The organism is Butyrivibrio sp. XPD2002 (genome assembly GCF_000423945.1).
Classification (GTDB): Bacteria; Bacillota; Clostridia; order Lachnospirales; family Lachnospiraceae; genus Butyrivibrio.
Genome location: NZ_AUIY01000001.1, coordinates 170763 through 192189, shown reverse-complemented (window position 1 = coordinate 192189; position 21427 = coordinate 170763). Strand labels below are relative to the sequence as shown.

Annotated in this window: 22 protein-coding genes; all 22 read right to left on the bottom strand. The window is 41.0% G+C overall.

Annotated features, from left to right (window positions below; all coding sequences use genetic code 11):
* Window positions 1-21: 21 nt before the first annotated feature.
* The 22 genes from yhbY to G587_RS0100690 all read right to left on the bottom strand — a co-directional run bounded on the left by yhbY (window position 22) and on the right by G587_RS0100690 (window position 21401).
* Window positions 22-318: a ribosome assembly RNA-binding protein YhbY gene (yhbY, locus tag G587_RS0100795; RefSeq protein ID WP_026490669.1), complete on the bottom strand. Its 297-nt coding sequence runs from the start codon at window positions 316-318 to the stop codon at window positions 22-24.
* Entirely contained in the window at window positions 302-1699 is a 1398-nt protein-coding gene (gene obgE / locus G587_RS20830) for a GTPase ObgE (protein WP_051200474.1), read from the bottom strand. The genes yhbY and obgE overlap by 17 nt, the downstream gene beginning before the upstream one ends.
* 90 nt (window positions 1700-1789) lie before the next feature.
* The gene (gene rpmA / locus G587_RS0100785; RefSeq protein ID WP_026490668.1) at window positions 1790-2074 is read right to left on the bottom strand and encodes a 50S ribosomal protein L27; all 285 of its coding nucleotides are present in this window, start codon (window positions 2072-2074) and stop codon (window positions 1790-1792) included.
* A 3-nt stretch (window positions 2075-2077) separates the two neighbouring features.
* The gene (locus G587_RS0100780) at window positions 2078-2407 is read right to left on the bottom strand and encodes a ribosomal-processing cysteine protease Prp (protein WP_026490667.1); all 330 of its coding nucleotides are present in this window, start codon (window positions 2405-2407) and stop codon (window positions 2078-2080) included.
* A gap of 24 nt (window positions 2408-2431) precedes the next feature.
* Entirely contained in the window at window positions 2432-2740 is a 309-nt protein-coding gene (gene rplU, locus G587_RS0100775; RefSeq protein ID WP_026490666.1) for a 50S ribosomal protein L21, read from the bottom strand.
* 94 nt (window positions 2741-2834) lie between these two features.
* Entirely contained in the window at window positions 2835-3875 is a 1041-nt protein-coding gene (locus G587_RS23955) for a ribonuclease E/G (protein ID WP_026490665.1), read from the bottom strand.
* Window positions 3868-4623, bottom strand: coding sequence for a TIGR03936 family radical SAM-associated protein (locus G587_RS20820; RefSeq protein WP_051200472.1), 756 nt, complete (start codon window positions 4621-4623; stop codon window positions 3868-3870). Before G587_RS20820 ends, G587_RS23955 begins: the two co-directional genes overlap by 8 nt.
* A 60-nt stretch (window positions 4624-4683) precedes the next feature.
* Window positions 4684-6564 (bottom strand): TIGR03960 family B12-binding radical SAM protein, encoded by a 1881-nt coding sequence (locus G587_RS0100760; protein ID WP_026490664.1) that lies wholly within the window; start codon window positions 6562-6564, stop codon window positions 4684-4686.
* Between the two features lie 41 nt (window positions 6565-6605).
* Window positions 6606-7883, bottom strand: a complete 1278-nt coding sequence (gene hisIE / locus G587_RS24920; protein ID WP_035785249.1) for a bifunctional phosphoribosyl-AMP cyclohydrolase/phosphoribosyl-ATP diphosphatase HisIE — start codon at window positions 7881-7883, stop codon at window positions 6606-6608.
* Window positions 7884-7930: 47 nt separating this feature from the next.
* On the bottom strand, window positions 7931-8518 hold the full coding sequence (hisB, locus tag G587_RS0100750; protein WP_026490662.1) for an imidazoleglycerol-phosphate dehydratase HisB: 588 nt from the start codon (window positions 8516-8518) through the stop codon (window positions 7931-7933).
* A 1-nt stretch (window position 8519) separates the two neighbouring features.
* Entirely contained in the window at window positions 8520-9815 is a 1296-nt protein-coding gene (gene hisD / locus G587_RS0100745; RefSeq protein WP_026490661.1) for a histidinol dehydrogenase, read from the bottom strand.
* A complete protein-coding gene (hisG, locus tag G587_RS0100740) occupies window positions 9815-10462 on the bottom strand; it encodes an ATP phosphoribosyltransferase (protein ID WP_026490660.1) in 648 nt (215 codons plus the stop codon). The genes hisD and hisG overlap by 1 nt, the downstream gene beginning before the upstream one ends.
* Complete coding sequence (hisZ, locus tag G587_RS20815) at window positions 10455-11576, bottom strand: ATP phosphoribosyltransferase regulatory subunit (protein ID WP_035785246.1); 1122 nt, start codon at window positions 11574-11576, stop codon at window positions 10455-10457. Before hisZ ends, hisG begins: the two co-directional genes overlap by 8 nt.
* A 92-nt stretch (window positions 11577-11668) precedes the next feature.
* Entirely contained in the window at window positions 11669-12202 is a 534-nt protein-coding gene (locus G587_RS0100730) for a Holliday junction resolvase RecU (RefSeq protein WP_026490659.1), read from the bottom strand.
* Between the two features lie 24 nt (window positions 12203-12226).
* Entirely contained in the window at window positions 12227-13282 is a 1056-nt protein-coding gene (locus tag G587_RS0100725) for an RluA family pseudouridine synthase (RefSeq protein WP_026490658.1), read from the bottom strand.
* 36 nt (window positions 13283-13318) lie between these two features.
* Complete coding sequence (locus tag G587_RS0100720) at window positions 13319-13921, bottom strand: hypothetical protein (protein WP_026490657.1); 603 nt, start codon at window positions 13919-13921, stop codon at window positions 13319-13321.
* 17 nt (window positions 13922-13938) lie between these two features.
* Complete coding sequence (locus G587_RS0100715) at window positions 13939-14634, bottom strand: pseudouridine synthase (RefSeq protein WP_026490656.1); 696 nt, start codon at window positions 14632-14634, stop codon at window positions 13939-13941.
* A 101-nt stretch (window positions 14635-14735) separates the two neighbouring features.
* Complete coding sequence (locus G587_RS0100710; RefSeq protein WP_026490655.1) at window positions 14736-15389, bottom strand: HrpE/YscL family type III secretion apparatus protein; 654 nt, start codon at window positions 15387-15389, stop codon at window positions 14736-14738.
* 15 nt (window positions 15390-15404) lie between these two features.
* The gene (gene coaD / locus G587_RS0100705; RefSeq protein WP_026490654.1) at window positions 15405-15899 is read right to left on the bottom strand and encodes a pantetheine-phosphate adenylyltransferase; all 495 of its coding nucleotides are present in this window, start codon (window positions 15897-15899) and stop codon (window positions 15405-15407) included.
* Window positions 15900-15917: 18 nt separating this feature from the next.
* A complete protein-coding gene (locus G587_RS23945) occupies window positions 15918-18500 on the bottom strand; it encodes an Ig-like domain-containing protein (RefSeq protein WP_051200471.1) in 2583 nt (860 codons plus the stop codon).
* A gap of 70 nt (window positions 18501-18570) precedes the next feature.
* On the bottom strand, window positions 18571-19122 hold the full coding sequence (gene rsmD / locus G587_RS0100695) for a 16S rRNA (guanine(966)-N(2))-methyltransferase RsmD (protein WP_026490653.1): 552 nt from the start codon (window positions 19120-19122) through the stop codon (window positions 18571-18573).
* 41 nt (window positions 19123-19163) lie between these two features.
* The gene (locus G587_RS0100690; protein WP_026490652.1) at window positions 19164-21401 is read right to left on the bottom strand and encodes a DNA gyrase/topoisomerase IV subunit A; all 2238 of its coding nucleotides are present in this window, start codon (window positions 21399-21401) and stop codon (window positions 19164-19166) included.
* Window positions 21402-21427 lie beyond the last annotated feature (26 nt).

Genomic DNA, 21427 nt, shown 5'->3' with positions numbered 1-21427 from the left:
AATATTGACCGCTATATTTTATTACTTAGGAAGCTTAATCTCCGGATTTTCATGGAAGGGCTTGTAAAGCACGAATTTTCTTCCTATTACCTGAACAAGAGTTGATCTTGTTCTCTCTGCGATGGTGTTAGCAACTTCATTAACATCATCGGTGCAGTTTTTCAAAATTGAACCCTTGATGAGCTCCTTATTATTAAAGCACTCCAAAACGCTCTCAGTTACTTCGGGAGTAACTGCAGCCTTACCGATCTGGAAAACCGGATCAAGGTTCATTGCAAGACCTTTTAAATAAGAACGCTGTTTACTGGTTAAATTCATCATTGTCCTCCGAATCAAAATCTATATCATCGCTCTCTGCAAAATCAGCCTCATCAGAACCTGAAGCCTCTTCTGTATCAGCATTTCTGTAATAATCAAAACTGTTACCATACATGCGAACTGTGTCGCCTTCCTGAATGCCAAGGGCCTCAAGCTGGTCAAGAATACCGTTCTCAACAAGGAAGTTCTGGAAAAATGCGAATCCCTTTTCAGAATCAAGGTTTGTATAACCAAGCATTTTCTCGATCTTAGGTCCTTCGATAACGTATTCCTTAGCATCAGAATCATACTCTACAGTGAATGATTCATTCTCAACCTTAAGCTCAACCTCAGGATCATATTCGCTTTCAAATACAAAGGTCTCTTCGCCTAGGTTATCAAGCTCCCTGCTAATATAGTATAACAGTTCATTAATTCCTTTGCCAGTAAGGGTTGAAGTAGCAAATACTTTAACTCCCTGGGGCTCAAATTTATCTCTAAGCTTCTGTATGATCTCGGAATCCTCTCCGTCAGGAAGCATATCGATCTTATTTGCAGCAATAACCTGAGGCTTTTTGGTAATATCAGCGTTGTACTTGGAAAGCTCATTATTAATAGCTTCTATATCTTCAAAAGGATCTCTTCCTTCGGTTCCGGCAGCGTCTACAACGTGGATCATGATCCTGGTACGCTCAATATGTCTTAAGAACTCGTGACCAAGACCTGCTCCGTCTGCAGCGCCCTCAATAAGTCCCGGAATATCCGCAACAACAAATCCTCTTGCATCATTCAAACTTACAACTCCAAGAATTGGAGTAAGGGTTGTAAAGTGATAGTTTGCAACCTTAGGCTTTGCATTACTAACCTTTGTGAGGAATGTTGATTTACCAACGTTAGGGAAACCAACCAGTCCTACATCCGCAATCATCTTAAGCTCGAGTAATATCTCCAGTTCCTTAGCGGGTTGACCGGGCTGTGCATATCTGGGAGCCTGCATTGTACTTGTAGCATAATGCATGTTTCCGTTTCCGCCTTTTCCGCCCTTAAGAAGTACAAACTCTGTAGTATCACCTGACATATCTACGATAACTCTTCCGCTGGAAGCTTCCTTTATGACAGTACCCTGAGGTACCTTTATAATTATGTCAGAGCCTGATTTACCATGACAACGTCTCTTTCCGCCGTCTTCACCATTCTCAGCCTTGTACTTTCCGCCGTAGTGAAAATCAGAAAGAGTATTAATACCAAGATCAACCTTGATCACAACGTCTCCGCCTTTTCCGCCGTCTCCGCCGTCAGGTCCTCCATTGGCAACAAACTTTTCTCTTCTGAAAGAAACGTGACCGTCTCCACCTTTTCCACTTTTAACAAATATTCTCGCTCTATCAACAAATGCGGGCATATTATTCTCCTGTTAATCTCAAAATAGACACTAGCTAAAAAAGGACTCCAAACAATAATATGTTTGGAGCCCAATACATAACGATACTGATTACTTCTCTACAGCATAAACGCTAGCCTGCTTCTTATCGCGGCCCTTGCGTTCGAAACGAAGCACACCATCAACAAGTGCAAAAAGAGTATCATCTTTACCGATACCAACATTTACACCAGGATGAATATGAGTGCCACGCTGTCTGTATAAAATATTTCCAGCCTTTACGAATTGTCCGTCAGCTCTCTTTGCTCCAAGGCGCTTAGACTCGGAATCACGACCATTCTTTGTGGATCCGACTCCCTTCTTATGAGCAAAAAATTGAAGGTCCATATTCAACATGACTTATACCTCCTCGAATTTAATGTTCAAAAACTCATTTCCATATTGTTTGTAGACTCCGGTAATGCCAAGTTCGAATGACCTCATTAAAAGATCTCCCTCTTCTGAAAAACCATCTTCAGAAGTAACCTCTATATATCCTTTTCCAGGATCTGCATCACAGGTAAAATTATCATCTGTAAATTTTTCCAAAGAATTAACTGTGTTTATGCTTAGAATCGAAATCGCAGCACAAACAATGTCTTTTCCATATTCTCCGGAACCGGCATGTCCTTCGAGCTTAAAGCCCATGTACTCGCCATCTTTGTTTTTACGAATAATGATATTTGTCATATCTGCAAACACTCATCTACAAGATTACAGTGAAATCTTATCGATCTTCACAGCTGTGAAGCACTGTCTGTGACCGTTCTTCTTGTGATAACCGGTCTTACTCTTGTACTTATAAACGATAACCTTCTTGCCCTTGCCCTGTTCCATAACAGTTGCGCTAACCTTTGCGCTTGCTACATCACCAGCAACCTTAAGAGTCTTGTCATCATTTACTGCAATAACATTATCAAATGTAACTTCTTTTCCGGCTTCTACGTCAAGCTTCTCAACACGAATAACGTCGCCCTCGGAAACCTTGTACTGCTTACCACCAGTAACAATAATTGCGTACATAAGGCACCTCCTTCTTCCAAATCTCGCTAACTGTGGTGGGATAAAAATTAATCCACTTATACCTCGTTAAGCGGCATACCATTGAATAATAACATCACATTTTTTTAATGTCAATAGTTTCTCTTAGAGATTTCTTTCTTTTCTCTCTCGTAAACTCAATGATACCTAATTTTGTCATATCTATAAAGGTCAGATTCATTGGATCATCCTTTATAAGCTCTTTTATATATCCGATAAGCTCATCCTTTGTTTCGCTGTTTTTAAGTGAAACAAAATCTATAAGGATCATTCCTGACAAATTCCTTAGTCTTATCTGTCTGTAGGCTTCCTTTGCTGCTTCCTTATTAAGATTAAGGAAGAACTCCTCGCTTTTCTTTAAATCCTTGCCGGAGTTTACATCAATGAGATTAAGTGTCTCCGTCTGCTCTATTATAAGAAAAGCTCCCGAATCAAGCCAGACCTTCTTTTTAAAAAGGTCATCTGTTTTACTTGTAAGGCTGTAATGAACTATTAGCGCAAGTCTCTTTTCCTCTTCGTCATAGAATTCTATAACTGCATTTTCAGAAAAAACATCTCTGCCTTCGAGTAGTTCCTGATGTATATCAGCTACATCCGTCACAAGCTTATATTCAGTATCGCCTGTGATTTTCTCCATAGTGTCGCATGCATTTTTTATGTCATCTGCGATGCCTGAAATCTCATTACTTATCTGCTGATACTCTTTTCTTGTTCTGGCAATTGCAAGAAGCTGATCCATATCACCATTATAATCGGCTTTGGCAAGATCAATTTTACCGGTTAGCCTTGCCTGCTTAAGCTTCATCTCCTCGACGTTTATCTGAACCAGAACAATATCTCCCGGCCTTATCTCTTTTGAAGAATCTACGCTTCTGTTAAGAATATTCTTCACAGGAATCGCTTTTATAGGAAGAAATCCTATTCCGTGCTTTCCGCCATCCTTTTCAAATCTGACAAAGGCGGCATTAAGATTGGAAACTATATTCTCAACTCTTCCGACATAAATATTACCTGTTCTGTCTCTGGAATCAAGAACATCAATCAGCTCTACCTTGTTTTCATAAAAACCGATTGCAGTCAGGTGTTCATGCCAGTTTGTTATAACTACTTCAAACATAAATCTTTCCCTGTGTCAGATTCTTATCAGAAGTAAAGGATAACTCAGACATGCTCTCAGGTATCATGGGCTGAATGTAATCTCCCTTATCATCAATACCTGAAAGGTAGGTCTCAAGTCTATGGAAAACAGCTGCAAATTCCTTCATCTCTTCGCCGGCAAAGCTAAAAAGGCTCTCTGTCAGAAGCGCTGCCTTAAGGTTTGAGCTGCTTCCTGCTGATAACAGCACATGGATTCTGTTATCAGGTAAAATCTCCCACTTATAAATAAGCGGCTTTATATCTATTGTCTTCTCTCCATTTTTAGTCTTCTTAACAGCAGGAATCTCCTTCTGATCCATGAAGTCACTAAAGGTCTTTTCAAGATCAAAGGAAGGCTCTTTTCCTACTCTAAAGGAAATAATGTATTCTGCTGCGGCTACGCTGGTCATGGCATTTACGCTTTTTTCGGGAAGCTCTGTAATAGCTGTGATTACGATGCCTTCGTTCATGGCGCCATTTAAAGCATCCATTACTGAAGCTACGTTTTCCATGCTCATTACAGTCATGTCCATATAGTCACCATCAGTTGTTGAACCTACGCTAAGGGGCTGTGCAAATGACAAAATCTGATGCGGACTGTAGCCTTCACTATATTTTATGTCTATTTCAGCGCGTCTGATTGCCTTCTGAACATATCGCATTACGTCGAGATGGCCAAGAAAGCGGATTGGACCGTGCTTTGAAAATTTTAATCGTAATTTATTCATATGACCTCATCCGGCACTGCGTGCCACCTTCTCCCTCTGGGAGAAGGCTTAATAATATTATTAAACACCTGTTTTAGGCTGGAAGCAGATTCCTACGCCGTAGCCGGCTCCGCCACAGCCCATGCAGGACTGTCTGCAATTAGGTGAAACCTTGGCTTCCTTGGAGGTCTGCCATTCTCTCCAGAGGAATTCCTTGGACACGCCGCAGTGGAGCATATCCCAGGGAAGGATTTCATCCTTTGTTCTTTCACGCTTTACGTAGAACATGGGATCAAGTCCGGCCTTTTCCATCTCTTCCATCCAAATGTCATTTTTGAAGTACTCGCTCCATGCATCGAAGATGCAGCCGCGCTTATAAACGTTATAGATGACCTCTGAAAGTCTTCTGTCACCTCTGGCAAGGATTCCCTCAAGCATGCTGGCGTCAGCCTCGTGCCAGTTGTACTTGATGTGCTTCTGGTTAAGCTGAGACATAATGCCCTTACGGGTGATGCTTGCCTTATCAAGGAACTCTTCCTTTGTATTCATGGATGCCCACTGGAAGGGTGTGAAGGGCTTCGGTACAAAAAATGAGGTGCTGGCAGTAATCTCAATAGTTCTGCCGTTTCTCTTTTCCTTGGGAACGGTCTCAAAATACTCTACCGCTATCTTATTGGCGATATCACCGATTCCTTCAATATCCTCAATGGTTTCTCCGGGAAGACCAAGCATGAAGTAGAGCTTAACCTTGTTCCAGCCGCCCTCAAAGGCTTCGTGTGCACCTTTAAGAATATCCTCTTCAGTAAGTCCCTTGTTTATTACGTTTCTCATTCTCTGAGAGCCGGCCTCAGGCGCAAAGGTAAGTGATGACTTTTTAACATCCTGAACCTTACTCATAACGTCTAATGAGAAGGCGTCAATTCTAAGAGAAGGAAGTGAAATATTAACCTTGTGCTGATTGCAGTAATCGATAAGGAAATCAAGAAGCTCGTTAAGGCCTGTATAATCACTGGTACTAAGTGAGCTTAAGGAGATTTCCTCATAGCCTGTGTTTTTAATAAGAGTCATAGCGTACTCTTTGAGCTTATTAACATCCCTCTCTCTTAAAGGTCTGTAAAGCTGACCTGCCTGACAGAATCTGCAGCCTCGGATACATCCTCTCATAACCTCAAGAACAACTCTGTCCTGAGTAACTCTGATAAAGGGCATTACAGGCTTCATAGGATAATAGCTCTCAGTGAGGTCAAGGCATATTTCCTTCTCAACGACCTTGGGAACATTTTCCTTCAAGGGCTCTATTGCCTTGATTGTTCCGTCCTCGTTGTAGCTGATGTCATAAAGTGAAGGCACATAAATTCCGTGAATCTGTGAGCATTTATATAAAAACTCTTCCCTGCTTGTGCCATTTTCCTTGCACTCCTCATAGAGATCGAAGATCTCGCGATATTTTGTCTCGCCTTCACCGATATAGAAAAGGTCGAAGAAATCCGCGATAGGCTCCGGATTATAAGAGCAGGGACCGCCACCTATAACAATTGGATCATCCCAGGTTCTGTCCTCTGTATAAATAGGGATTCCTGAAAGATCAAGAACCTGAAGAATGTTTGTATAGCACATCTCGTACTGCAATGTGAAGCCAAGGAAATCAAAGTTCTTTACGGGATCCTGAGACTCCAACGCAAAAAGCGGTATATTTTTCTCTCTCATTACGCTGTCCATATCAGCCCATGGAGAAAATACCCGCTCACACCATACATCCTCATATTCGTTAAAAAGACCATAAAGTATCTGTATCCCCAGATGTGACATTCCTATCTCGTATACATCAGGGAAACAAAAAGCAAATCTGATTTTAATGTCAGATAAATCCTTCACAGCACTATTAACCTCGCCTCCGATATATCTCTCGGGCTTACTAATGCTAAGAAGGATCTCATCTGATAACGCTAATTTGTCGTTCAAATTACACCTCAAATATTTTCAATCTCGAAAAAGGTGATTTTTTATCTTCTGGCAAGCTCATCTGTAATCTCTTCCCAGCCAATTCCTTTTTCTGACATAAGTACCATCATATGATACAGGAAATCTGCCATTTCGTAAATGAGTTCATTTGAATTTTCATTTTTTGCTGCAATAACCATCTCTGTGCTCTCTTCACCGACCTTCTTGAGAATCTTATCAAGGCCCTTGTCGAAGAGGTAATTGGTGTAGGAGCCCTCTCTGGGATTGAGCTTACGGTCATTGATTACTGCAAAAACGCTGTCCAGAACCTTTTGAGGATTCTTTTCAGTGTACTTCTTGGAAGTAATGTCGTTAAAGAAGCATGAATAGCTGCCTGTGTGGCATGCAGCTCCTACCTGCTTAACCTTTGCAAGGATTGTATCCATATCGCAGTCAGCGGTAAGCTTTTTAACATACTGGAAATGTCCGCTGGTCTCGCCCTTAAGCCAAAGCTCGTTGCGGCTTCTGCTAAAGTAGGTCATTCTGCCTGTTTCAATTGTCTTGTAATATGACTCCTCATTAAAATAAGCAACCATAAGTACAGCGTCTGTACGGTAATCCTGAACTACAACAGGTACCATGCCATCGTTATTCTTCTTTAAATCCTCCCATTTATACTGTGGAAGCATTCTGTTTACGGCAAGATCATTTTCAGCACAGATACTCTTCATGTTTCTAATTTCAGAAGAGTTCCTGTTTATGGCAGTTCCGGATAAGCCGCTGACATTAGGTATTGCCATAAGATCAAGCATCTTATCAAGAGAAAGATGCGGAAGGCTTAAGATAGTAGGAAGGTTAATATCAGATGCCTTCTTGATCTCAGAGCTGTTGAGCAAAATAAGCTCATCAGCATATTTCCTGATACTTTCATCATACTCTGCAATTCTGTCTGTTTCTGTATAGCAGATGCAGATCTTATCCTTTCCGAACTTCTCGGAAACCTCCTGGAGAATATCTATATTGCCCTGCTTGGAAAAATTGAGACATGCCTTTTTGCAGCCTGCGTATAAAAGCTTTTTAATATCCTCCATACGCTTTACGTTTCCTGCTCCATAGATGTCACATGAAACCTTTCCGCATATATCCTTTATAATATCAAGTGATTCTTCATGCTCAGCGTCACCATTTGACATATCATATATTATGATCGCATCGCAGTCATCATTATCAAACTTCTCTGCAAGACCTGCAGGTGACTCATCGATAACATCTGCATTCTGAAGTGAGCTTACTGCCTTTCCATGAAGTAAAAAAATGCACGGCACAAATTTTTTAAGCATATAGATCCTTATCTCCCGGTTTAAATGTATTTAATATTACTTGCTATTTATAAACTGCCCTTTGTACTTAAAACTCCGCTAACTCTCTCATCAAGCATTGTCGCTTCATCAAGAGCCTTGGCAAATGCCTTGAAGGCAGCTTCAATTTTATGGTGGTCGTTTATACCAGTGATCACTCTGAGGTGAAGGTTCATCATGGCACCATAGGATACGGAATAGAAAAATTCCCTGACAAGCTGTGTATCGAACTCTCCAACCATAGGTGCTGTAAACTCAGCATCCATCTCAAAATATGGTCTTCCGCAAAGATCGATCGCACAAAGTACCAGCGACTCATCCATAGGAAGAAGGAAGTTTCCATATCTTTTAATGCCCTTCTTATCACCAAGAGCCTTAGCTATGGCCTGGCCAAGAACGATTCCTGTGTCCTCAACTGTGTGGTGACCATCAACGTTTATATCACCCTTTGCATCGACCTTAAGATCAAAGAAGCCATGTCTTGCAAAGGCAGAAAGCATGTGGTCAAAAAAGCCAATGCCTGTATTTATTTCTGATTTTCCGGTTCCATCAAGATCAATCTCAATGGTAATATCCGTTTCCCCTGTTTTTCTGGTAACTTCAGCTTTTCTAGCCATATCAGTCCTCCTCAAATCGAACCGCGATAGAGTTAGCGTGAGCTGTTAAGCCCTCATTCTTAGCAAACAATTCGATATCCTCGTGAACCTTCTTAAGTCCCTCTTCGGAGTAAGCGATGATGCTTGTCTTTTTAACAAAGTCATCAACTGAAAGAGGTGAGAAAAATCTTGCAGTCTGGTTTGTAGGTAATATGTGATTTGGTCCTGCAAAATAATCACCAAGAGGCTCTGAGGAATATGCACCAAGGAAAATTGCACCAGCGTGCTTGATCTTAGGCATAACCTCGAAGGGATTAGCTGTGATTATCTCCAGGTGCTCTGATGCGATAGCGTTAGCTGCTTCAATAGCATCCTCCATGCTATCAGCAACAAAAACGTATCCGTAATTATCAAGAGACTTATTGATAATCTCAGCTCTCTCAAGCTTTGCTGTGAACTTATCGATTTCTACGGATACATCCTCAGCAAGCTTCTTACTTGTTGTGATAAGAATCGCACTTGCCATCTCGTCGTGCTCAGCCTGTGATAAAAGGTCAGCCGCTACAAATTTGGGATTGGCTGTCTCATCAGCAATTACAAGGATCTCTGAAGGTCCTGCGATGGAATCGATTGAAACATAACCAAAGCATGCCTTCTTTGCAAGCGCTACGAAAATATTGCCGGGGCCTGTGATCTTATCAACCTTCGGTACTGACTCCGTTCCAAAAGCCATAGCTGCGATAGCCTGAGCTCCACCTACCTTGTAAACCTCTGTAACGCCTGCGATGTCAGCAGCCACCAGAGTTCCGGGATTTACCTTTCCGTCCTTTGAAGGAGGTGTGCACATTACGATTTTCTCAACGCCTGCAACCTTGGCAGGTACTACATTCATAAGAACGCTTGAAGGATATGCAGCCTTTCCGCCGGGAACATATACACCGGATATCTCAATAGGAATTATTCGCTGTCCGAGAATTGAACCATCAGCCTTAGTATCAATCCATGAATTTCTCTGCTGTTTTTCATGGAAAACACGAATGTTCTCAGCACTCTTTTTGATAACCTCGATGAACTTGTCATCCAGTGCGCTGTAAGCTTCCTCTATCTCTTTTCTTGTAACCTTAATTGTATCAGATGTAAGGTCAAAATGGTCGAATTTTGAAGTGTATTCGAATAAGGCTTTATCCTTATTCTCCCTTACGTTATTTATGATATCTGCTACGATTTTTTCATATTCACCGTAGTTGGAGGGGCTTCTCTTAAGAAGCTTATCAAGAAGCTCTCCCTTTGTATTTTCATTTAATTCAAGTATGCGCATTACAGATTCTCCTTCATGTCACTAATCAGTTTGTGTATTCTATCAGATTCCATCTGCATGCTGACCTGGTTGACAATTACCCTTGCAGATAATGGACATATCTCTTCAAGAACGGTAAGTCCGTTTTCTCTAAGAGTACTTCCTGTTTCAACGATATCAACAATTACATCTGATAATTTAACTATGGGTCCCAGCTCTACAGATCCGTTCAGCTTGATAATATCAACGGTCTGCTGCTTTCTGTTATAGAAATAATCCCTTGCGATTCTGGGATATTTACTTGCAACCTTTATCATCTCATGATGATTCAAAAGCTCTCTTGCGGATTCAGGACCGCATACGCACATTCTGCATTTTCCAAAGCCAAGATCAAGAACCTCATATACGCTGCGGTTCTCCTCCATGATGGTGTCCTTACCGACTATACCGATGTCAGCAGCGCCATATTCAACGTATGTTGGAACATCAGGTCCCTTTGCCAGGAAAAATTTAAGCTTGAGCTCTTCGTTTGTAAATATAAGCTTTCTTGTCTTTTTATCGGTAACCTCCTGACAGTGGATTCCGCACTTTTCAAGAAGCTCCATTGTAGAATCAACAAGGCGCCCTTTTCCAAGAGCAAATGTAAGATATCTGTCTGTATTATTCATATTTATTTGCCCCCTTAAGTATTGCGCGCTTGCCCTCTGCTCTGTAAGCCTTGGCCTTTGAAAGCGCTTCTCCGAAGTTGTCAGCTGTATATTCGATTACTATAGGCTCCTTACGTCCGGGCAGGCTGATATCCTGTCTGTAAAGTGCATTCATAAGATCATCAAGATTGATCATGAAGCCAATAGAAGGAGCGCTTTTTCCAAATCTCTCAAGAAGATTATCGTATCTTCCGCCCTTGGCAATGGCATCACCAACGCCGTAGGTATAAGCACCAAACATTACGCCGGTGTAATAGTTGAATTTACTGAGCATTCCAAGGTCAAAGGAAATGTACTGTTCAATACCGTAGTCACACAGAACCTTGTGAAGCTCCTGCAGATGATTTAATGCCGCAATTGATCTCTTGTTATTAACGAGCTCACCTGCCTCCTTCAAAATGCCAACGCTGCCAATGCATGTGGAGACGCTTTTTATCAGCTCTCTGTACTTGGGGTCAACCTCAGCCTCCTCCATTATGGTGTCAGCTGCAAAGGCATTACGGTTAACAAGCTGCTCACGGATCATCTCTTCTGTATCAAAATCGATTCCGGCTTCTTCACAGATACCATAGTAATAATCTGCATCGCCTATGCTTACCTTGAAGTCCTTAAGTCCTGTTGAAGATATAGTTTCAACAAGAAGTGCTATCATCTCAGCGTCCGCATAGATTGAGCCATCGTTCATGAGCTCAGCGCCGATTTCTGTAGATTCCTTAAGCTTTCCCTGAAGATTATGGGTATTAACAAAGGTCTTACCGCTGTAGCAAAATCTTACGGGTTCTTCATCCTCAAGAAAATACTTGCTGGCGCATCTTGCAACCGAGGGAGTGAAGTCAGGTCTAAGAACCATTGTCTCTCCATCCTGATCAAAGAACTTATAAAGTTCTTTTGCGCTGTTATCAGAAATCTCTTCCTCAAAAACATCAAAAAACTCAAATGTAGGTGTATCGATCTCATCAAAACCGAATAACTTCATCTGGTTGCAGATAGCATTCTTTACCCAGGTTCTGTCACTGCACTGTGATCCGTATAAATCACGTACTCCTTCTGGTGTGTGTAAAAGCCTACGATTCATAAATATCTCTCCAAAATATACTTTAGTGTGTTAACGTGCTACCTTGTTACTACATTAAATTTATTTCAGTTTATAGGAATACAATTTATTTGTCAATCTCTTTGCTCAAGATCCTTCTGTAATAGGTTCAAATATGGAATAAATGCTTCTAAATCATTGGAAATAACATAATCAGGATCAAGCTCATCATACCGAAAGCTCTTTCTTCCTCCGGCAAGGGCTCTGTCCCAGAATTTTTTAAGATGTCTGAAGGGCAAATAATAGAATTCTCCCCTTGTTGTGAAATGTATAAGAAAAAATGCAACTCCATCCTGCTTCTCAAAGCTCTCCATAAAGGCCACCTGGTGAGGATGGATGTTCTCAAGAGCAAATGTATCCTTGCTGCACTCCTTGGCATCAAAGCATACAGGAATTCCCTGTACTGCGCCGATATAATCGACCGTACTTTTCTGATCGAAGTAAGCAAGGGTTATGTGTCTTGTCTCTTTTTCAATTTTGATGGGAGTTATGGGAGTAGGGATTTTCTGGATCAGAGCCAGTTCCTCTTCCTGATATCTTTCGTTTGTTCGATTTATCAGTTCCTCCAAGGCCTGTCCACGAAGCCCCCTTGAATTCCATGTGGCCATACTAACTCCCCTGTTTTTAGATCATTAAAATAGATTATCAGATATTTTTTTATATAATTGCGGTATATCTGCCTCAAAGTTTTTACCTGACAGATATGAAAGTTCCCCTTCAATCTCAGGGAATTCCAGCTTGTATGAATGAAGGAGCTGATATTTAAGTCCATATTCCTTCTTTATAAGCTGATTTATTTTATTGCTGCCATATTTTGAATCACCGATTATAGGATGCCCGATTGATGAAAGGTGTGCCCTTATCTGGTGAGTCTTACCTGTGTGAAGAAGAACCTGAAGCTCAGTAAGCTTCTTCTCACTATCGTTATCAGTTAAAGTACCTCTCCTTAATACCTTATATGAGGTCTTTATCTCAGAAAAATCGCTCTCCTTAAGCTTTCCGCCCTTTGGAATCTCGTCATAGAGCTTTACTCTGTTGGTCTTCTCGTCCTTATACAGGAACCCTGAAATACTTGAATCCTCTTTAACGTCACCTACAACAATAGTCTTGTAGTATTTGTGAATTGACCTGTCCTTAAGTATCTCAGCCATCTTCTGAGCACCTATAAGGCTCTTGGAGCATATCATCATTCCGGAGGTGTTCCTGTCCAGTCTGTTACAGACAGAAGGCCTGAAGGTCGAAAGCGACTGAGCTGAAACGACCTTTTTATCAAGAAGGTATCCGATGAGCCACTCGTTAACACTAACATCGTTCCATTCTGCCTTCTGGGATAAAATTCCGGCAGGCTTATTTAATAAAATGATATGCTCATCCTCATATATAATATCAATATTTTGATATTTTTTATATGCTTTTACAAACTCTCCCGTCTGGTCTGCGTCACCGTTAGAGCCTGACTTTGCATGCTTATTTACGAATTTATCAAAGGTCTCATCTGAAAAGAAAACAGCTATGGTGTCACCCACATTAAGCTTTTCCTTTCCGTCAGCCTTTTTACCGTTAAGGGTTATGTTTTTCTTCCTTAGCATCTTAAACAAAAAGCCCATTGAGCATTCTGAAAAATAACTTCCAAGGAATTTATCCAGCCTTTTACCTGCTGAATTATTATCTATCTTTATTTCTCTCATATATTTACCTATTACAAATTACAGCTACAAGCCTGTTTACAGTGAAATAGATAAAAGTACCAGTGCGCAGGTTTCGACAGTTCCGGGAACCCATGCATTCTCAATTGCCACAGGATCGATGTTCTTGGCTGCGCGAATCTGTTCGAGCTGATCAAGTCTAGTGCAGAAGGCGTTTATGTCCTTGAATACCTTCACCGTGTAGCTGCTATAGCCACTCTGTGCTATCTGATTTCTTATATGCTTCTCACAGTTTTGAATATCAAGCTCTTTATTCTCGGTAAAGCAAACCACGTTCTTATCAAGAACTGTTGCTGCAGCGATGCTGTAGTTCTCTTCATAGCTAGTCATCTCAAGGTCATATCTTATAAGAAGACCATTTCTGTGACTCTCAATTATTTCGTGAGCCTTTTCAGAACAGGGATGCGCCTTTAAATACATGATGAAGTTAACTGCGCTAAGACCTGTCGGAAGGCATCCAACAGCAGCGATTATACTAAATACGCTTTTGTTTGATTTATTGATTATAAGTCCAGTGAAAAATATTATTAAGCATATAGCAAGCGCTATTATCGTTCTTATTGCTGCAAATTTGCGATTATACTCTATATATCCAAAGCTTCCCTTAGCTACTCTTTTCATAACAACCTCAAAGTGATTTATTTTAGTAAATTAAGCTCATCATCCGTAAGTTCTCTGTAATCTCCAGGCTCAAGTTCAGGATCAAGCACAAGGCCGCCCATTCTGATTCTCTTTAGGAAAACAACCTCATTACCAACAGCTTCAAGCATTCGCTTTACCTGGTGGAATCTTCCTTCATGAATGATGAGATGGAGAATATCACCCTCCATAAATGCCTTTGCTGGAAGTGTAGGCTCATCATCACCTATATCAACACCTGCTTCAAGCTTTTCAAGATCAGCATCAGACACAGGGTCCTTGGTATGAACCTCATATTCCTTCTCCACATGCTTTTTAGGAGAAAGAAGCCTGTGAGAAAGCTGTCCATCATTGGTTATAATAAGGAGCCCTTCGGTATCCTTATCAAGTCTTCCTACAGGAGCAAGATTATTATCATAGCCTGTATCAATAAGGTCAAGGACTGTGGTGTCATGGTTATCTCTTGTTGCTGAGACCACGCCCTGGGGCTTATTAAGCAAATAATATCTGAATTCCTTATAGTTTGCAGTAAGGCTCTCCCCTGAAAACAGTATCTCATTTACTGTAGGGTCGATAGCCATTTCCGGTTTCTTGGCGATTTCGCCATCGACAGAAACCATTCCGTTTTTTACAAATTCTTTTATCTGTTTTCTGGTTCCAAGTCCGCAGGAGCCAAGAAACTTATCTAATCTCATAGTGACCTCATTAGATTTTGTATTAAAATAGCTGCCGCATGATTATCTCTGCGGCAGCCATGTAATCATTCATTGAATAAACCAAAATTGATTTAACAATATCAAAGCATATCAAGATTAAGACCATCATCTTCCTCATAATCATCCAGTGAAGGGCTTATCTCTGTCATATTAGCTGATGGTCTGACAGATTCCTTAACACTAGCGGGAGTAACGCTGGGCGGAACCAGATCAGCTCTGTTTGACTTAATGGTCTCACTGTAATTGGTCAGATCCTTAAGCAAAGCATTGTTTGCAGCGCTTGTAGTATCAATTGCCTTATTAACAATCTCCTCTACATCAGCTAAGAGTGAATCTGTGTAGCTTACGGCAGCAGCCTTCATCTGATTAGCTTCATTGGTAGACTTTGTTAAAATCTCCTCAGCCTGCTTAGCCGCATGAGCTATAACCTCATTAGCCTGTGCATAAGCCTGCTGCATGATCTCATGCTCATTTATCATGGTGTGAGTCTGCTCCGTAGCCTTGTCGATCAAATCCTTAGCCTTTTTACGAGCATCCTCAAGGATAGCCTCTTTATTGCTGATAATAGTCTGATATCTGCGAATTTCCTCAGGAGTCTTACTTCTAAGCTCTCGAAGAAGCTCGTCAATTTCTTCCTTATTGACAATGATATTTGTGTGAGAAAGAGGCTGGTGCTTGCAGCTTTCAATAAATGTTTCTATTTCATCAATACATTGTTCAATTCTACTGCTCATACTATAAATCCCCCTTTACGCTTTATTCTCATACCCGTATTTTTTATAAACCATTTGTGCAACCTCAGGTGTTACGCATCGGCTTATATCCCCGTGGAAGCTTGCGAATTCTCTAACAGTTGAACTGCTAAGATATGCGTACTCAAGACTTGTGGTAAGGAAAACCGTATCAACTTCATTATGTGAAAACGCTCTGTTAGTCTGTGAAATCTGAAGTTCATATTCAAAATCCGTAATAGCACGAAGTCCTCTGAGCAGAATTTTAATATTATTCTCCTTGCAATAATCAATGATGAGGCCTTCATAGGAATCAACCTCAATATTGCTGAGATCTGCAGTAGCTTCTCTTATCATCTTAACACGTTCATCAGGCGAAAACAACGGACTCTTAGCGGTGTTAACGCTCACGACAACAACCAGTTTGTCAAACATTTTGGATGCTCTCTTGATAATATCGAGATGACCTAAAGTGATAGGATCAAAGCTTCCGGGATATACAGCTATTTTCATATTTTTAAAACCTCTTTTTTATTTAACCCTTACGGTACAGGTAGCCTTGTGCTTACCGTCAGCAGACTTGGCTGTAATCTTAGCCTTACCTTTGCTGAGAGCTACAAGATTACCGTTTGCATCAACAGAAACAACACCGGGCTTATTACTCTTCCAGGATACTTCCTTGTTTGTAGCCTTCTTAGGATTAAACTTAACGCCAAGAGTAAATCTCTCGCCTACAGCGAGCTTAAGCTTTTTCTTTGTAAGCTTGATTGATTTAACTCTCTTAGACTTCTTAACCTTAATCTTAATCTTAACCTTGTATCCGCCATCACGGGAAGTACATGTAACTGTGCACTTACCGGGCTTCTTACCGGTTACAACACCGCTCTTACTTACGCTGGCAACTGACTTATTGCTGGATTTATATTTAATGCCTTTGTTGCTTGCCCATGTAGGGAATACATAAGCATTGATAGTAGCCTTGCTACCTGCATATACAGTAATGCTTCTTGTATCTGCATCAATAGTCTTAACATGTCCGTCTGTTACAAGAACACGGCAGCGAGCCTTCTTACCACCTACTACAGATGTAGCAAAGATCTCACACTCACCGTTCCCAACACCGTATACGATACCAAGAGTATTAACTCTTGCAACTGTAGAATCTGAAGAACTCCACATTACAGACTGATTGGTGCTGCCCTTAACTGTTGCCTTAAGCATAACTGAGCTTCCAACACCTACTGTAGCGCTACCCATATTAAGTGATACACTTACGCCTGAAGTGTTTGTTCTTTCCTTAGAAGTAAAGTCTGTGGTGCTTGTGGGATATACGTAATTAAATTCTGCAGTGTTATAGTCATCATATCTTGCATGAATAAATGATTTGCCATCATAAGAAACTCTGTCAAAGTTCCTACTACCTTTTAGGAACCATTTATAGGCAGTTTCTTTTTCTTCTGATCCCCAGGTACTATCAACATTGTAATAATAATTACCTAGCTTAACTATGTTCCAACCATGGCCACCGATATTTGGCACTCTTCCACCATCGCCTGCTACCATTCTGCAGTCAACACCTGCTATAAGCATCATTCTGTAAAACAGAAGTGCATACCCTTCACAGACTGTATGATTCGTTACTGCTGCGGAATAACAAGACCAAGGTGAATAATCACCTCTTTGTTTTTTATCATTGAATTGATAATCATATTTAACATGTTCTACGATCCAATCATAAGCAAGCTTTGCCTTAGCATAATCTGATTTAGCATTTTTTAAGCCAAGAGTTGTTACAATTTGGTTTATTTTATTGGTTGTAGCAACCTCCTGTGCATAGTTATGTGTATATACATACTTAACCTGGATTGAACCATAGGTAATACCATCAACATAAGCAACTGATGACTGATAAGCTCTCATGATTGAAGCCCACTGTACATAGTCACCCTCATTCGGTACACCTGTATGCTCAAACGCGATCGGAATCATGCTGTTGAGGATTTTTGTCTCGTTGTAGATTCCGGGAAGCTTAAAGTTAATTGTGATAGGAGCCTGTCTTGCCATAACTCCTCTCTTACATGCTTCACCCATCTCCTGCATTGATGTGCAATTACCGTTTGAAGCCATAAGTGCCTTAACGTTTGATGCAGAATCAACACCTTCACCAAGAGCCTGAAGCTCTTCATCGCTTACATCAATGAGATTCTCATATACAGGGTTAACCTCTGCAGTAACCTCTGTAGTTGTGAAGTTAAGAACTGCAGATACATCATATACAGAGAAGCTTTCAGCATCATAGCTTACAACAGTTTCCTCATTACCGTCATAAACATCTGTAGCATCATCATTAACATCTGCAGGAACCTCAGTAGTTACTGCATTGTCATCGATATGGAATACCTGAACAGATACAGAGTCATTCTCATTATTTAAGTCAGCGAGCTTATCATTAAGAGTAATCTCTACAGAAACCTTGTCATCGGGCTCAAATTCCTGACCATCCTTAATAAGTGTGATATTAAAGGATGCTGATTCATAAACAACTGAATCCTCGGGAAGTACCTCATTTACAAGGTCATCAGTTTTTTCTCCGCAAACCTTATTTACCTTTTCTACTGATACCTCTGTGCCTGTAGGAACAACGCCTGTTTCAGCATGAAGCTTAATTGTATAACCGTCTACAACTGTTTCGAAGTTAAACTCTTCAGAATAGGGAACCTCAGCATTACCATCTGATACTGCCTCGTCCTTATCTTCTGTGTCCTCTGTCTCAGCGTTACCGTCTGATACAGCTTCCTCGAATTCATCATCTGATGAATCTGCCTTATCCTCAGTAACCTCTTCGTCCTTTTTGTCGTTACCTTCTTCAGTAACTGTCTCTTCTTTTGTTCCCTCTTCCTTATCTTGGGAATCATCAATGTTCTCTTCTGTAAGATCAGCATCTCCGTCACTTACAGCCTGGTCTGCATCAATAGAATCCTCAAACTCTGATACGATTGCAGGAGTTTCCTCTGTTCCTGCAGCAAGAACCTCCATGGAAGCTCCGCTTTCCGCAAATAAGAGCGCACTTAATACCAGCGCTAATTTGCGCTTTCCCCAAATTTCTTTTCTCAAAATCTCTCTTCCTTTCTGTGTATACCCCTCTCACAGAATAAATATATAACCAAGCATGTAATTTAAATAATTAAACACTTTTCTTCATAAATACATGCTGATTAGTCTTATATCTTTTCTCCTTGACGATTTCAAAACCATTATCTTCAAAAACTGATAAATCCATATCCAGACTACACTCAGCAATAAGCATCGTATATTCTGTCACATAAGGCATCTTTGAAAGAAGCGCGAAGGTTCTCTCATAAAGGCCTGATTCATACGGCGGATCGCAGAATATAATATCGACTTCCGTCTCCTTAACATTCTTTAATCCAACAAGAACGTCCTGCTTTAATACAGTGGCTCTGTCTTCAAATTTTGTAGTTTGCAGGTTCTGATTGATACACTTAACTGCTTTAATATTATTCTCAATAAAATATGCCTTCTTTGCGCCTCTTGACAGAGCCTCTATGCCAATGCCTCCGCTACCCGCGAAAACATCGACAAATACAGCTCCCGGTACATCATTTTGCAGCATATTAAAAAGAGTCTCTTTGATTCTGTCCTGAGTAGGTCTTGTTTCATTTCCCTCAGGTGTTACTAATCTTAATCTTCTTGCTTCACCGGCAATAACTCTCATAAATATCTCCAAATCTTAATCTATAAAAACGCAACAAGTTATTATAAACGAACTTTGGTTCCTTTGGTATCCCTACTTGTGATTTTCAGGTGATCAAGCTGAAGCTTCTTGTTGTTGTGCTCGATTGTCTTCTCCTCGGCCTCGCCAAGATAATAAACCTCTCTTATGAAGTCCTTGGCACCAAGTCTCATTCCGCGAACACCCACAGCACTCTTTTTCTTCTCAGGAATATCTGTAACATTAAATCTTAAGAAGAATCCTGCCTCAGACTGGAATACAACAGTGCTTATCTCATGTACCTCATGAACGCTTACAACCTCATCGCCTTCAGCAAGCTTTGTTGCAGCAACTGTTCTTCTTGAAACATCGAACTCGCCGCCATCAACAATCTTGGTGTTGGCCTGCTTTGTTACAAACATGATTCTGTAAAGGTTAAGGCTGCTCTGACTTGCCACATAGATAATACGATCACTTGTGGTATCGAAATCGCTGACATTATCAATGGGAACACCCTTGTCACGCATTCTTCCAGCAGGAAGATCCATAGCCTTAATTGTATGGAGATTACCGCTGGCAGTGAAAATACAAACCTTACCGGTATTCTTCATGATAAATGAATATCTGAAATCAGCCTTGATGGTCTCAAGATTCTTCTCATAGGTAGTAACATCAATGGTCTTGGCATAGCCAAAGCGGTCCATGATAAATGCTACATCGATCTCTTCAACCGGCTTCTCCTCATAAACAGCATCCTCAAGGTTATCGATAACTGTCTTTCTCTTTGAGCCGTAGCGCTTTCTGATCTCGCTGAGCTCATTCTGGATAACAAGGGACATGGACTCATGATCCTCAAGTATATCTTCATAGCGATAGATCTTGGCAATTGTATCCTCATGCTCCTTAACAAGGGCATCAAGCTCTAGTCCGATGAGCTTATACAGTCTCATCTCAAGGATTGCTTCTGCCTGTCTCTCTGTGAAAAGAAGCTGAGCTGCCATGGCCTTTGAAGCCTCGCTCTTAAATCTGATACCCTCAGTATTACCGTTAACAAGGCAGTCCTTAGCCATAGGTCTGTCCTTTGAACCTCTGAGGATCTCAATAACTATATCAATTACATTGCAGGCCTTGATGAGACCTTCCTGTATTTCCTTTTTATCCTGCTCCTTATGAAGGAGTGTTGTATATTTTCTTCTTGCAGTCTCAAACTGGAAGTCAACTACTGCCTTCATGATGGACTGAAGACTCATGGTCTCAGGTCTTCCATCACAGATAGCAAGCATGTTTACACCGAAGGTATCCTCAAGCTTTGTCTTCTTGTAGAGAAGATTGGTGAAGTTCTCTACATCAGTATCCTTCTTAAGCTCGATTACGATACGGATTCCTTCCTTTGATGACTGGTTAGAAATATCAATAATATCGTTAGTGATCTTCTTTTCAGCAAGGTCAGCAACATCAGAAAGGAACTTACCGATACCTGCACCGATCATGGTGTAGGGAATCTCAGTAATTACCAGGTTAATATGACCTGCCTTACCCTTCTCGACCTCAACCTTACCTCTGACACGAACCTTACCCTGTCCTGTCTCATAGATGGAGCGAAGCTCGTCCTTATTGATTACGATTCCGCCTGTAGGGAAATCAGGTCCCTTGATATATTTCATGAGCTGCTTTGTGTTAAGCTCAGGATTCTGCATATAGGCAATCTCAGCGTCAATAACCTCAGCAAGATTGTGAGGAGGTGTACTGGTAGCCATACCTACGGCGATACCCTCAGATCCATTAATTAAAAAGTTAGGGATTTTTACAGGTAAAACAGTAGGTTCACGCTCTGTCTCATCAAAGTTAGGGATGAAATCCACAACATCCTTATCGAGATCAGCAAGGAAATTCTCCTGTGTTATCTGAGCAAGTCTGGCCTCTGTATAACGCATAGCAGCGGCGCCGTCACCCTCGATATTGCCAAAGTTACCATGACCGTCAACAAGAGGCACTGCCTTCTTGAATTCCTGAGTCATAACAACGAGTGAGTCGTAAATTGAGCTGTCACCGTGGGGGTGATATTTACCCATGGTATCACCGACAATACGAGCACTCTTACGATAAGGTCTGTCGTATCTTATGCCGAGCTCATACATATCATATAAGGTTCTGCGCTGAACGGGCTTTAAGCCGTCCCTGATATCGGGAAGCGCACGAGCAACTATAACGCTCATGGCATAATCAATATATGATTTTTGCATTATCTCCGAGTACTCGGAGCGAATTAATTTCTCTTCCATATTACCTCATCCGTCAGCCTCGCTGA